This window comes from Rhodanobacteraceae bacterium (genome assembly GCA_024234055.1).
Lineage (GTDB): Bacteria > Pseudomonadota > Gammaproteobacteria > Xanthomonadales > SZUA-5 > JADKFD01.
In genome coordinates this window covers 35011-49538 of the sequence record JACKOW010000011.1, presented here as the reverse complement: position 1 = coordinate 49538, position 14528 = coordinate 35011, and the positions used below count along the sequence as shown (strand labels likewise).

Below are 14528 nucleotides of genomic sequence, written 5' to 3'. Positions count from 1 at the left end.
GAGCCGTTATAAAAATCCAGGAAGGGCCACTGTCCAGTGGCCCAGAACCGGGAGGTGTCAGATGCCCAAGTCGACAGGCCTTTGGGCCGCAGCCCTGCTCTTGCTTGCGCCAGCAGCAATCGCAGCGACACTCACCATCACCATGAAGAATGGCCGCACAGTCACCTATTCCATGGACGAGGTGGAGAGCATCGTCTATGCCGACGATGGCCGGAGCGTTGGGTCTTCCACCAGCGCCGATTCGGCTCCAGCCACGGCAAACTGGACCGGCACCTGGAAAACCAGCGATGTCAGCATCGGGCGCATCGTTCTCACCCAGAACGGCAAGCAGCTGAGTGGCACCTACCACAATGGCAACAGTCGGATCACTGGCACCGTCAACAGCGGTGTTTTCACCGGGCAGTGGAGCGAAGGCAGAAGTCGACGTGGCGGCAGCATGACCCTCACCCTGCAGCCGGGCGGGCGCACCTTGAACGGCACCTGGAGTTTCTCGACGAGCCCCGACACCAAGGCCAGCTTCACGGCGACCCGTGAATGAGCTAAGGCGCTTCCCGCGGAGCGCGACCTTGCCAATCGACGTGATGCTGAACACACCATCCCGGGTCAACCGGTGAAAGGCGAGGACTCTTCGCCCCGACCTGACGTGGTCCGAGACTGGAGGGCCTCGCCTCGGCGAGGCCCAGTCAGCATCACGCGGATGGAGTGGTCGGAACCCACATGCTGATCGAGGGTTCGATTCGACCGCCGGGTCCGGCGAAACTCTCGAAGTTCAGACTGAACATGTTGCGCCACATATCCACGGCGATGCGCGCCGCATTGACGCCGGTCGCATCGTCGTTGAGCGCGGGATCTGGCGTGCGCGAGAGCCAATGCCCCAGCGGATCGTAGATGTCGAGGTAGTAGTCAGACTGCGACGCGCCGGTACCGGTGTAGGCAAGAACGTAGATGTAGCCCTTCATTTCGGTCGTCATGTCCAGGTACTTCTCGTCGCTGCGGGAAGCTGCAGCCATGAGATCGGCCAGATCGTTGCCGTGATAATCGGCCAGCGCATTGCTTGCGCTGCTGCCATCGGCGGTGCGAAGTTGCATGAACGGCACCATGTGCATCACGTTGATCTGAGTCGGATCGTTGGCATCGATCATCAGCGAGTACGTGGTGCTGTGCTCGGGATCGACGATCAACCAGGCGGTGTCGCGGGCCTGCACATTGTTCAGCACCACCGACTGCACGGTGGCGGCAGGTGTGAGTGTGATGTACACCGTGGCCAAGGCCTGCACCACAGAGTCAGGAATGTTCCCCTGGCAGAGATCGCTTTCGGTGACGGCTGGATCGACAAACAAGCCATTGCCTTGGACCGTCGCCTGGGGCGACAGCGCGATGCTGGCTTGCTCGTAGAAAGCCGCAATGACGGCTGCATCGACGATGCCCATGTCCATGTCGGTGCAGGCACTCAGCGGCACGGCGATGGTACCGACGTCTGGCACCGTGACGGATATCGCATCTGCGTTCAGAACCGCGTTGTAGGTGGTACCGTCGCTATCGGTGATCACCCAGGTGTTGGCCAGCGGCGCACCGTTGAGAGCGATCTGGTACTGCGTACCAGCCAACGAGATGTCATAGACATCCAAGCCATCATTGATTCGCCAGTGTTGGGCCAACTCAACGTCGGCCGATGCCAGTGCATTGCGCAGATCCAGACTCACCAATCCAGCATTCAAATCGCTTTCGTACTGCGATGCCGGCAGCTGAATCACTTGTCCACCATCGAAGCAAGGCACCGGATTGCCGTTGATATCGAAGGCCTGTATGCGTTTGTTGATTGCCTCGAGCACCAGAATTCGGCCGTCCTGGCTCACGGCCACGGCCTTGGGTCCGAGCATCAATCCCTGGCGTATGCCTGGCCCGGACAGCAGCGTGCCGGGTTCTGCATCAGCATCGCTGACGCTGGATTGCAGAATCGGCACGATCTCCAGGTAGTGATCGTCGTAGCTCACGCCAACGGCGTAGTTGGCCGGATGAATGACCACGGCGTCCAGTGTTTGCAGCGTGAAACAGCCGTAGCTCTGGCTGCTTTGCATATCGAAGGGTGTGCTGTTGTCCAGGATGACCTTGCGCAACTGGCGCACGCTGGTAGCGCTGTCGATGTAGAAATTGTTCTGCCCGACCACATTGGTTGGATACAGGAAGACAGCAATCGATTGATCAGACTCGCGATTGAGCTGGTAACTGGCCTGCGGCTGTCCGGGAAGCGTGATCGTCCATTCCACGGTCTGCTGCACGATCTGCACGGTGGCATCGCTGGGAATGGGATAGCCGGCAGTTTGGAATGTATCCAGCAAGGCCGCATCGAGCACGCCGGCGTCGAGGTCAGAGATCACAGCCGAGGACTGCGCAGACGGCACCGAAAACAGCGGCTCCGGTCCGAACTGTTCATAAGCCAGGAAGGTTGCCGATGAAAATCCCGCGCTGGGAAACTTCAACGAAGCCTCTGGATTGCTCAGCGAATTGATGTTCTGGAATACATACATCTGACCGTCGCTAGGCGTCGTCGACCCGACGAACGGGATATTCTGATTGGCTGCCTGCCAGGTGTAACCGAGCATGTAGGCAGCGTTGTTGCTTGAAATGGAGACCAGTTCATTGAGCCCACTCGAACTCAGATTGCTCAGCGTCTGGGTGGGCTGATTGCCGGTTTGCCATTGATGACCGGCGCCACTGCTATAGACGATCTTGGACTGGTACAGGTACTGCGTACTGGTGGTCAGCGGCACCAGGTTCTCGATGATCGCGCCGCTGATGGTCAGCGCTGAGCCGCCGCTGGGAATGAGCGCGTCGACCCAGGCGCTGGTCCAGTTTCCAGCCAGCCAGTCGGTATTCGAGTAGACCCCGAAACTGATCTGGAACTGCCCACCGCTGGGAATGCTGTCGAAGAGAACGGTCACTGGCGTTGCGCGATCGGCTTGTTCCACCGGCAATGCGCCGGTCACGGTGTAAGCCGTGCCATTCTTGTATTGCAGCACAGCCTTGTAGTGGGTGGCTTCGGTGGGCCAGATGGGCGGGTTGCCCAGGCTGCCGTGTAGAGGATCCGGGGCGACAGTGGCGCTAACCTGCAGCTTGCGGGTCACCTGAACGGTATAGGTTGCCGGAGAGGCGATGATCTCGCCCGCCGACTCACCCAAGGCGCCCAGCGTTGTGGCGATATTGAGCGCCTCCATGGCCCAGCCGGCAAACGGAATCGCATCGATGGCCTCGCTCACGGCCAGTTTGACAAAAACGAACTCGGACAAGGGCTTGAGGCCCGCGAGCAAGACATCTTCGACCAACGTCTTGACAACGGCCTTGCCGACCTTGTCGGCGATCAATCCGGCGACCTGTCCGACGATCATGCTGGCAATGAAGTTTGCCGTGGTATTGATGACGGTACGCCCCAGGCCCAGCGCGTACGCCCCCACCAGAATCGCGGGGTACAGAAACAAGGCAATCACGATCAGAGCGGCAAGGAAGGCCTTGTCCTTCATGATCGAAACGTACCAGGTGCTCTTCTTGACCGCCGCACCGCCGACAAAAAAGATGATCGGCACGCCGAACTGAAAAATGGCCGTAGCGATCGCTCCGAGCAGATCGGAGGTGGTATTCCAGCGACTGAACCCGATATTACCAAACAGAATGTCGCACGACTCGGCATTGCTGGGCCAAGGGAACTCCAAGGTCTTCGGATTCGAAGGCATTGGAATGTCCATGATTGCATAGACCGAATACAAAAAACCCAGAAACTTCTGGGTATCGTCCATGCCGAAGACGTCCTTTACCGCTTCGAACAGCTTCTCCAGTTCTGGATAGTCGCCGAGGCCACCCGTGAGTGGTTGGTTCTGGCTATCGTAAAAGCGCACATGCATTCCAAGCGTGCGCATATAGGTGTTCTTGACATCGATCGAGAACCGATTGGTGCTCGTATCAAAAGCGATCGAGTCGCTGTAGATCGACAGGCCGTGGCCCGGCGTCTTGTTGTTGATGGTGAACTCGTAGCCACCGGCGTCAGTGGCTTCAGCGACGGCAGCGCTCAACGGCTTGCGAACCAGACGCTTGTTGTCGACCAATCCCTTATTGGTGACACCCGGATCGAAGCCTTGCGTTTGATGTGCCTGATTGACGCTCCAGTGCGAGTCCTTCAAACGCAGATCGTTGGTAACGCCGCCAAGCGAGCTGCAGATCATCCGCGCGCCAGCCTGCTGAGTCGGCGGCGTGCCTGGACTGCCAGGAAGTGTCGGCGTGCCGGTGAAGGCGGGATTCAGGCTGTAGATGTAGATACTGCTGGACGGGTCCTTGCCGAATTGGGCATAGCCCTCATTCCAGGTTGGCGCTTGCGAAGTGCCCGGAAGCGTGCTCGGTTGAATCAGTGCAAAGCCATTGCGTCCCTCGCTGGCGATGCCCAGTTGCGCGATCTCGGATGCGAACTGCGAAGCGTACTTCGACCTGGCGATGTAGCGGTCGAGAATGATGGACGCGTGGTTGCTGTCAGTCGAACACATATTGGGATGGCTGAAAGCAATGCCGCAAGCAGTGTCCGTCGGCAGGTCGCTGACGAGATCGGCGTCGGCCATGAAATCCAGCCACTGCAAATCGCTGAGCGCCTCGCGCTGCGGCATCGCTATTCCGAACACGGCAAGATGCGCCGGAGCATGGCGGGTGAGCATTTCCAGATCGGTGCTGCGAACCTCGCGCAGAGCAGCGGGCGGAATGGCGACCTTGACGCCATACAACTCCGGCAGCGAAGTGCCTTCGCCCTGCGGCGTGTGCAAGCGCATCAAGAATGGGGCGTCGAGTGGAATCTGGACATCGGCGAAGTGCGTGAGGCGATCGAGCTTGTCCTCAGGCATGGCAGCCACCGCGCGGTTAGACAAGCGAGCGGCGGCGCGCGAACTGGCATCATGCGCGCGCAGCGGGAATTTCCCGAGCGGCGTCTTGACGTAGGCCTCAGGATGGACGCTGCCAACAAAGCTGAGATTGAAATGGTAGGACTGTGTCATTTGCTCGCGATGAACTGACATGATGCACCTTGAGTGACGAAGGGAGTCGACAAGAGCCCGGCAACTGCCGTTGCCCGACGGAGCAAAACGCTACTTGCACATACCGGAGCCCGGCGCGCAGGCGGGTGGCGCTGGCGGCGAAGGCGCAGTCATCATGTCCTCGAAGCTCACGCCTGCCTGCACATTTGCGCCATAGGTGACGCCGTTGGGACAAACCGTCTGGTTATCGAAGTAATCAGCAGAAATCTTGGTCGGCGTTACGGTATAGGGGGTCCAGGTCAAGCGCCCATCGGGACCCTGATAAACCGTCATGACGTTGGTACCGTAGACCTTCAGGCTGGTCGAACTCAGTTGGCTGATGCGGAAACCGACATACCCGACCACCGGCGCATCGGCCGAAACTTGATTGGTGTTGAGCGTCCAGTACTGCTGGGCGCGAAAGCTCGTCAACTCCGGGTCCGTGCAGGGCGGCAACGATTGCTGGTTGTCAGTGAACGCGGCAAAGATCGCGCGTGGAATCTGCCGCGAATTCAGCGTATCGACAAAATTGCCGTCGACCGAGAACAGTTTCACCTCCGTCTTGTCGGCCACGGAGAGGCCAGCGACGTTGATCCCGGTGCTCTTGCCCGCGCTGGCGATGCTGGTCAGCAGATACGCCGAATAGTGTCCATGTGCCGGGCGGCCGGCGACACGGATCGTCCATTGCTTGGACGTGTTGACCACAGCCAGCGCTGGCGAAGCGCAGTATTGCAAGGCATAACCGTTTTCCTCGAAACTGGCATTGAGTTCAGCCGTCAAGTAGCCGTTATTCAGATCACCGACCAGACCTTGCACGTCCTCGGAGACATTGAACAAGGGCACGCCCTCGGACAGCGCTACGGCTGAATTGGCCAGATTGACGCCATTGAGGATGGCCTGGGTGAAATCTGCGCCCTGCAGATTGGCCTTGACCAGTGACGCGGCGCGATATCCCTCGCTGGCGAGGAACGATGCGCCAGTGAAACTCGCGTTGATCAGGTCGGCATAGTCGAACACCACGCCATTGAGCTTTGCCGAAGGCAATTGGATGCTGGACAGCGTTGCGTTCGAGAAATTGGCATTCTGGATCGTGGCGCTGCGCATCACCGTGGACTGATCCAGCGTAGCCCCCGACAAGTTGACGCCGATCATTTCTGCGTCGGTGAAATTGGCGTTTTCCAGGATGGCAAAAGTCAAGGTCGCTGCCGGTAGCCCGTCTTGCGCCTGCAGCACGGCGCCGCTGAACTGCGCTTCCTGGAAATTGCCGTAGGCGAGCGTGGCTCCAGACAACTGCGCTTGATTGTTGAACTGCGCATTTGCAGCTTGCACACTGCTCAATGTCGCCAATTGCAGATTGGCGCCATTGAAGAGTGCCGAATTCAGTGTGGCAGAGTACAGGTTGGCTTGGTTGAGAGTAGCGTTGGTGAAGTTGGTGCCGGTCAGATTCATGTACTGGAACTGCACGCCGGTCATCAACGCGTTGCTGAGATCAAGCCCCGCGAGTTGGTCTTTGCAAGCCGCGATATCGGCATAGCTCAGATCGAGCAACTGCCATTGCGGCAAGAAGCTGCAGGTCATCTGGGTACCTGCAAAACTGGTGCGGCAGGTACTGTCAGGCGGACTCGGCGTCATGATGCTTGGCCCGAATTCCGCGCCATCGATATCGGTGCTGGTGAACGCAGTGCACGTCAAGTTCGCAAATTGCAGATCTGCACCCGGCGCACCCTGACTTCCGCCAATGGCTACTTGATCGAAACAGGCGTTGGTCAGGTTCGCCTGGGTGAATGTGGTTGATTCTCCTGCCTCAGGTCCCTGCGCCAGCGTGGCGCCACTGAAATCAGCGCCAGTCAGGTTTGCACTTTCAAACGTCGCGCCGCTCAGATCAGCATTTGAGAAATTGGCGTTACTCAGATCGTGCGACGCAAAGTTCTGACCCACGAGCGAACGACCTGAGTAATCGGCCCCACTGTGGGTCACCTGACTGCACGCATAGGAGCTGATCTGCTGGGCGTAGACCGTCGAACTCATCGATGCCAACAGTAGGATCCCGCCAGTCGTGAGACACCGGAGCGTTAACCACACACCCGATGGAGGTGTTGCATGCTTGCCTTTCATCGGTATGCCTCAATTCGAGGAGAAGGTGATTTCGGTTGCCACACGCCCCGGTTTACCGGCGATGCCCAGATTCGGGATGCAGTTGTTGCCCGTCGTTGCCGGTGTCGTCGTCGGATTGCCGACATCGCCGCTATACCCGGTGTAAAACACAGGTGTAGCTCCAGTGCGCGTGCCGCCGTCGACATAGGCAATGCCATAGGACGGACCGCCGTTGCCACCCGCTCCACCACCGCCGGAGCCTCCCGGCATTCCACCGGCACCGGGGCCGCCATCGGAATAGCCACCACTCTTGGTTGCGCCCGCCGCGCCACCGCCAGCAGCGCCCCCGCTCGCGCCGGCGCCGCCGGCGCCGCCGGTACCGCCAAGACCGCCGGTGATGGTCACACCCGTAATTGCCACCGTGGCATCGTCGACCACCAGCGCGAACGATGCACCACCCTGGGTCCCGCCGGTCCCTCCGGTTCCTCCGCAACCGCCGGCACCGCCGCCACCGCCCACCTGGCCTGCATGCGATGTGACATACCAAGGCAGGTTTTCAGCAGTGCAATAGCCACCACCGCCGCCACCACCGCCACCATCGCCGAGACCGCCGGACACACCGGTACCACTCACCGATGGCACCCATCCCGCACTGCCATAGCTGCCGATCACATCGCTGCTCGGCTGACCCGCATCGCCGCACGTGCCAGCGCTTCCGGAGTTTCCGCCGAAGCCCTTGCCATCGTCGCACTGGTAGGAAATGAAGTCATAGCAAACGCCGTTGCCGTGTTGTCCACCGGACGCGCCGCTGGCACCGTTCGCGCCGTTGCAGGACGCTGAGCTGGGGCCAGTGCAGAAGTTGTCAGAACAATTCACCGAAGTGTTGCCAGAAACGGTGGGGTTGGAATTCATGCCATAACCACCGAGACCGCCGTTGGCCGTCGTGCAGGCCGAGTTGCTGCCTCCGTTCTGGCCGCTGGCAGCGCCGCCCGATCCACCCGGAACACCTGCCGCACCAGCAGTACCGGCAGCCCCTTGAGCAGCAATGATGTTCACGTACTTCAGACTCAAACTGGAGCCATCACTGACCAGGACGCCAACCGAAGAGGCGCTGAGATTTCCGCTGGCGCTGGCCGCCTCGATATGGAAGCCGCTGACGACTGCATTGCTGGCGGCCGAAGCGCTGATGATCGGCAATCCGGCAAGCGTGCCCGCGCCGGCTTGAATCACTGAGTAATAATCCGGCTGCGAACCACTGCTCAGGCAACCGCCGAACAGACCTTGCGACGCACCCACATTGAGCGTCGCGCTCACGTTGTAGGCGTTGTAGTAGGCCAGCACGCCGCAAGACGCTCCTGCCGGGCATTTGGCCAGACCGCCGGAAAGACTCGCGCATGCGCTGCCAGCGCTGGTGCACGAATTGCTATCGCTTCCGCCACTGGGATTGACATAGATCCAGTTGTCGAAGCCGCTGGGCACCGTGCCGCTGCACTCCCAGGTTGGTGCCGTGGTCGCTACCTCAGCGGCCAAGACGGAGTTCGTCGAATCCGGGCAATCGGATGGCAGAGTCGCCTGCGCGAGATTCAGTTGGCCCGCGAATTCCGCGATGTTGCAGTTCACCGAGGCGCCGGTGAAGATTGGCGCGCAGGTACTCGACAATCCGTAAAGCGCCGCACCCACCACTGCGCCCGTCATCGATGCGTTGGTAAAATTGGTGCAGGACAATGCGCTGTACTGGAAATTCGCAGCGGAGATCGTCGTCCCGGTGAAATTGGTTTGGCTCAAGTTGGCCAACGAGAAGCTTGTCGGCGATTGGGTGTTGGGGCTTGCTGCCAGCGTAGCGCCCGTGAAGTTGGCGTTGGCCAGATTCGATCCTGCAAAACTCACGCCGTATAGCTTGGCATTGGAAAAATCCGCACCGCTAAGATCAGCACCCGCGAAGTTCATGTCAGTCAAAGGTTGCCCGGAGTAATTCAGCGCTTCAACGCTGCACCCAGGGCATTGCGCCGCCATCATTGCCGCCGCCTCGCGCGTCGCGGAAGGCTGATAGTGGGGGCTCGCCATCGGCGAGTCACTGAACAAGACCAGTACACTCCACAGCAAGATTCGGTGGAGCATCAGATGCTGCAATGCGGCGCCAGTTCGCATCATCGTGTCCTCTTGATTTTGGGTTCTGCCCAACCCGCAAGCTGGACGGTACAGTTTCCGCCGAGTTGCGATGGGATGCGGTCAAATAGCAGGTAAAACCGGGACAACCTGCAGATTGATTTTCAAGAATTGGTTTTTGTGCTACGCAAGCGAATGCCTTGAAAAAAACTTTCAACGTGTCAGGGAAGGCCTGAACAAGTTACTCGTTTGGCGGCACAGCGGGTTTGACACCACTGAGGACGCATATGGGCTCGGTCAGCTGCGTGCTCCGCTATATCGGGCCCCGTCTCTTGGATCGGAAAATGAGCATTATTGAGCCTTTTATCCCTTTGTTTGCCTCATTCCGTGACCGCTGGACTCACCTCTGCCGTGAGCGCCAATAATCGGTGACGCGCCTGCCAAAGATCCGACAGCGCAAGAAACGTCAGCACCTGAACGGCGTTCTTCGCGAGACCGCGGATCTGCACTTTCACGAAACCGAACTGGCGCTTGAGCACGTGGAAGGGATGCTCGACACGGGTCTGAAAACGCGCCTTGAGAATCTCCAGGTCTTGCGTGGCTTCGCGGATTACATCGTTGGTGATCGCCTTGACCTTGGCGCGCTTCGCAGCGACGTGCCAGGAAACGTCTTTGCGCTCCACTCGATGTTCGGCACCGCTGTAGCCAGCGACTGCGTAGACCGCCACTTCGCTGCCCTGCAACAGGCGCTCGGTCTGCGTCACGTCGGCTGCGTTCGCCGTCACCAAAACTCACCTGACTCATGCGGCAGCACACTCTCCGTCGTTGGTACGACAAGTCCACAAGAAGCAGGACTTGTTCAGAGATTCCCCAATCGTTGAATAAGTGTCCTCTGGGCCCGCCATGTCTCACCGCGCAATACAATGTCCGAGAAGTGATTGACTGTGACGCGTCAGCGTCTTTGCGGAACAAACAGGTCGGCGGCGGATTGGCCAATCCGCAACAACGCGCCAGCTCGCCAATGCGATGCTCGGGCCGCACGAACTGGCGGTCTGCCGGCAGCGAAGCCCGCGCGATCTTCACCAGCGTGATCGAGACCGCCGCCATGGCCAGTCCGCATTTCTCACACCTGCGCGAGCAGATGCCCCCAATTTCCTGGTGCTACAAGGCGATTCCGAGGCACGCACCTGTCACGGCGTGTTTGGCTGCATCTGCCCGCGCAGGTGTGCGAAATGCGGGCTAGGATTCACTGCCCAGGCGCCTCCCACCCAAACTTGTGGAGCCAAGCATGTTCGACCACGTCAAATTCGGTGTCAGCAACTTCGCTGTCAGCAAGGCCTTCTATCTGAGGGCGCTCGCACCGCTGGGCATCACGCTGGTGACGGACTGGCCACCGAATGGGGTCGAACTGAGCCAGCCGGACGGCGTGGCCTCGTTGTGCCTTTATGAGACCCACGAGAAGCCAGCGCACTTGCACCTGGCATTCGTTGCCGAAAGCCGCGAACAGGTCCAGGCTTTCCATCAAGCCGCCCTGGAAGCGGGCGGCAGGGACAACGGTGGCCCCGGCATTCGCCCGCAATACAGCGGCAAATACTACGCAGCCTTCGTCATCGATCCGGACGGACACAATATCGAAGCCGTTTGCCACGAGGCCTGAGCGCTGAGCTTGGCCGACATGGCCGCGGCTCGGCTGTTATGGGGATCCCGGGCCAGCTCGCGACGGCTTTTCGAAACGCACTACCGATTCGCTGCCGCCGAAAAGCCGTGGCTCCAGGGATCCGGATCCAGCAGGAGTCCATGGCCCGAGCCCCACTCACAAGGCCGCCAGCCGCCGCTCCAGCAGCGCCACCCAGCGGTTGCGATTGTCCAGCGCTGGCCCCAATTGTTGTCGGGCCGCAAGCAGCGTCTGGCGGGCCTGCTCGCGCTTTCCCAGCGCCGCCTCGCAAATACCCTGGCTGATCCTGACCTGTACCGCCTGCAGCGGAACGACCTGTCCGCTGCCAAGCTGAGTCAGGGCGTTTCGCACCGACTCTGCACACAGTTCTGCTCGACCACTGTCGGCCTGGAGACGCGCCAGATCGGCGTGAAACAGGGCGAGTTTCCCGGCGCTCGTGCGACCACTGGTCTGCAGTCGCGCCAACGCCAGTGTCATGTCAGACAGGGCCTCTTCCAGACGGTTCTGGTCGGCCCTCAACAGAGCCAGTTTGTGTCCAGTATCGGCTACCGCGGCCAGCTCATCCTCTCCCAGCTGCAGCTGCGTGTGCAGAATCTCCAGCAGCGATTGTTCGGCCGCTTCCGGTTGACCTGAAACTCGCCACAGATCCGCGAGATTACTGCGCATCCGCAAGGTGCTGCTGCCCGATTCCCCCCAGAGTTGCGTCCGCAGTGCCACGGAACGTCGGTAGAGCATCTCGGCCGGCTCCAGGCGGCCCAGATCCATCAGCAGCGCGCCATAGTTGTTGGTGCTGTAGGCCAACATGCGCAGGTCGGGCGTGGGCGCCGAGTCTGCGTTCTCCAGCGCTTCCCGATACAGCCCTTCAGCCTCGATCAGGCGCAGTTGGTCGTGGTACAGATAGGCGAGTTCGGCCATCACATTGCCCAGCTGCGGATGCTGTGGGGCCAGCACCCGTCTGGAGATCCGCAGCGATTCCAGCAACAGCGGCTCCGCCTGATCCAGCTGCCCTTGCGCGGTGAGCAAGGTGGCAAGAGCTTGAGCGCTCATCGCGGTCTTGTAGTGATCGCCCAGGCTGCGTCGGCGATGGTCCAGAACCATCGTCAACAGGGTCTTGGCTTCTTCCACTCGCCCTTGCCGGCGCAGGTTGAGTGCAAGGTTGACGCGCGAGACGTTACTCAATTCGTGTGCCGACCCAAGCACCTGCAGCCGCAGCGCCACGGCGCGTCTGAGCAAAGGCTCGGACTTGGCGAACTGACCTCGCTCATGCAGCAAGAGCCCGAGGTTGTTGAGGGAGTCGGCCAGCGCCCGGAGATCTGTCGGTCGGGCCCGCTCGCGTACGCTCAGTGCCTTCCGCAACAGGATTTCTGATTCGTCATATTGCGCCAGCGTGCGCAGCGTGTCGCCCAGGCGGTCGGCGCTGCTGGCCGTTTCCGGATGTGAATCGCCGAGGGTGGCGGATCGCCGTTGGTAGGCCTGGCGATGTAGTCGCTCGGCATGACTGTACAGACCCAGATTAAGATAGACATCACCCAGGGCAGACATCAATTCGGTCTGAATTCGCGGTTGATCCGCAAGCTCCTGGGCAATGCGAGCACTGCCGGCATCAAGCAGCTCACGCACCGTCACCGTCTCGCCACGAGCCTGACCTGGGTCAGCCACCTGAAAGCTCTCGATCAGAAAATCTGCCACCGCGCGCGCCCGCTGCTCGGCCAACAAGGCACGGTCACGCTCCGCCGCGAGGCGCACCGACTGCACCATGACATTGACTACAAAGGCGACACTGAGGGCAACGATCAATGTCGTCGCCAGAGCACCCTGCCAGTGACGCCGCAGCAATTTGCCCATGCGATAGCGCCAACCATCGGGCCGCGCCAACACTGGGCGCCCGTCGAGATAACGACGCAGATCCTCAGCCAGCCAGGCGGCGCTGCGATAGCGGCGCTGCGGATCGAGGTGCAGGGCCTTGCCGACGATGGTGTCCAGATCGCCACGCAGTCTGCGCAGCAACAGAAGCGGGCGCATGCCACGCGCGCGGGCTCGTGCCGCCAGCTGCGAACCTGGCTCGCCTGCGGCACCGACCAGCGTCTCACTGGGCCGCGCGGATGTGCCCGCCATCAGCCGCTGTGCAAGCTCACTCTGGGTGATGCCTTCAAGGCTGGGCGGGCGGCTGCCGCAGAGCAACTCGAACAGCACCACACCCAGACTGTAGATATCGCTGGCGGTACTCACCGGCTGCCCCAGGAGCTGTTCGGGACTGGCGTAATCCGGGGTCATCAAGCGCTGCTGCGGCCTGGTCTGCGGGCTGATCTGGCCACTCTGCAGGATCAGCTTGGCAATCCCGAAATCAAGCAATTTGGGCCCGGCTTCGGCATTGACCAGGATGTTTGCCGGCTTCAGGTCGCGGTGAACCACCAGCTGAGTGTGCGCGTATTCCACAGCCTCACAGACCGACAGGAACAATCGCAGTCGTGCCTGCAGATCCAGCTGCCGCTGATCGCAATAGGTGTTCAGCGGTTCGCCATCAACATACTCCATGACCAGATAGGGCCGCCCGCTGTCTTCGGCGCCACCGTCGAGCAAGCGGGCAATGTGCGGATGCTGCAAGCGAGCCAGAATCTGTCGTTCGACTCGAAAGCGCTTTTCCCAATCGGCACCCATGCCCGAAGCGACAAACTTGATTGCCACTCGTTGATCGAACTGCTGATCGTCACGCCGGGCCAGCCAGACGCTGCCCATCCCGCCGGCGCCGATGGGCTCGATAAGCCGATAGGGCCCGACCGGCCATCCCGGACAGTGCCAATCACTGCCGAGCGCTTCAACCGCGGCGCGTCCAATCGCCGCCTGCACGCGGTCAGCCGGTTGATCGTATGCCAGCAGCGAGCGCACCTCGCCAACCAGCTCGGCATCGTCGGCAGCAAACTCATTCAACAGGGCCTCACGCGCTGGCTCTGGCAGCTCGGCGCAGCGTTCGAAAAGCGCCTCCACCTGGCGCCAGCGCTCTGGCGTCATCACGGCGCCTGCAGCTCGCGCTGCAGCCAGGCGCGAGCCAGGCGCAATTCGCGGTGCACGGTGGCCTCGGAGATCCCCACAGCCTGCGCCATTTCGGGATAGGTCAGCCCGCCAAACAGCTGCATTTCCAGCAGTGCCGCGCGGCGTGGGTCCATTTTCTGGAGTTGACCCAGAAGAAGATCGACCGTCAGCAGATCCAGGCTTGGCACATCCATGACGGCAAGCTCTTCGCTCAGGCTCACCTGCACCTGCGCGCCTCCGCGCTTGAGTCGGTCGTGCCCCCGGGCATGATCGATCAGGATCCGCCGCATCGTGCGCGCGCTGAGCGCCAGAAAGTGCGCGCGGCTGAGCACCTGCAGCGGTGAGTCGGCCAGACGCAGATAGGCCTCGTGAATCAACGAGGTGGTTTGCAAGGTGTGATTGCCGCGCTCACCGCGCATGGCCCGTCGAGCCAATCGCCGCAACTCTGGGTATAGCGCCGCGGTCAGCTCATCAACGGCTGTCTCGGCGATTTCGCCCACCTCAGCAGCGCCCGCAGGGCTTGGATCGGAGGGCTTGATCACGATCTGAACCGCGTTTCCCGAGCAAGTTGCTGATCA

General features: G+C 60.8%; 8 protein-coding genes. 2 read left to right on the top strand and 6 right to left on the bottom strand.

Annotated features, from left to right (window positions below):
* Positions 1-61 precede the first annotated feature (61 nt).
* Complete coding sequence (locus tag H7A19_16185; GenBank protein MCP5476369.1) at positions 62-538, top strand: hypothetical protein; 477 nt, start codon at positions 62-64, stop codon at positions 536-538.
* Between the two features lie 151 nt (positions 539-689).
* On the opposite strand, the gene H7A19_16180 is transcribed toward H7A19_16185, so the two are convergent.
* The 4 genes from H7A19_16180 to H7A19_16165 all read right to left on the bottom strand — a co-directional run bounded on the left by H7A19_16180 (position 690) and on the right by H7A19_16165 (position 10030).
* Positions 690-5027: a hypothetical protein gene (locus tag H7A19_16180; protein MCP5476368.1), complete on the bottom strand. Its 4338-nt coding sequence runs from the start codon at positions 5025-5027 to the stop codon at positions 690-692.
* A gap of 90 nt (positions 5028-5117) precedes the next feature.
* Positions 5118-7073 carry a pentapeptide repeat-containing protein gene (locus tag H7A19_16175; protein MCP5476367.1) on the bottom strand — a complete coding sequence of 652 codons (1956 nt, stop codon included), beginning with the start codon at positions 7071-7073 and terminating at the stop codon, positions 5118-5120.
* Between the two features lie 96 nt (positions 7074-7169).
* Positions 7170-9257 carry a pentapeptide repeat-containing protein gene (locus tag H7A19_16170; protein MCP5476366.1) on the bottom strand — a complete coding sequence of 696 codons (2088 nt, stop codon included), beginning with the start codon at positions 9255-9257 and terminating at the stop codon, positions 7170-7172.
* A 368-nt stretch (positions 9258-9625) separates the two neighbouring features.
* Entirely contained in the window at positions 9626-10030 is a 405-nt protein-coding gene (locus H7A19_16165; protein ID MCP5476365.1) for a transposase, read from the bottom strand.
* A 503-nt stretch (positions 10031-10533) separates the two neighbouring features.
* Between H7A19_16165 and H7A19_16160 the strand changes: the two genes are divergently transcribed.
* Positions 10534-10902: a VOC family protein gene (locus tag H7A19_16160; GenBank protein MCP5476364.1), complete on the top strand. Its 369-nt coding sequence runs from the start codon at positions 10534-10536 to the stop codon at positions 10900-10902.
* Positions 10903-11058: 156 nt separating this feature from the next.
* On the opposite strand, the gene H7A19_16155 is transcribed toward H7A19_16160, so the two are convergent.
* Positions 11059-13929 carry a serine/threonine protein kinase gene (locus tag H7A19_16155; GenBank protein MCP5476363.1) on the bottom strand — a complete coding sequence of 957 codons (2871 nt, stop codon included), beginning with the start codon at positions 13927-13929 and terminating at the stop codon, positions 11059-11061.
* Positions 13929-14492, bottom strand: a complete 564-nt coding sequence (locus tag H7A19_16150; GenBank protein ID MCP5476362.1) for a sigma-70 family RNA polymerase sigma factor — start codon at positions 14490-14492, stop codon at positions 13929-13931. Before H7A19_16150 ends, H7A19_16155 begins: the two co-directional genes overlap by 1 nt.
* Positions 14493-14528 lie beyond the last annotated feature (36 nt).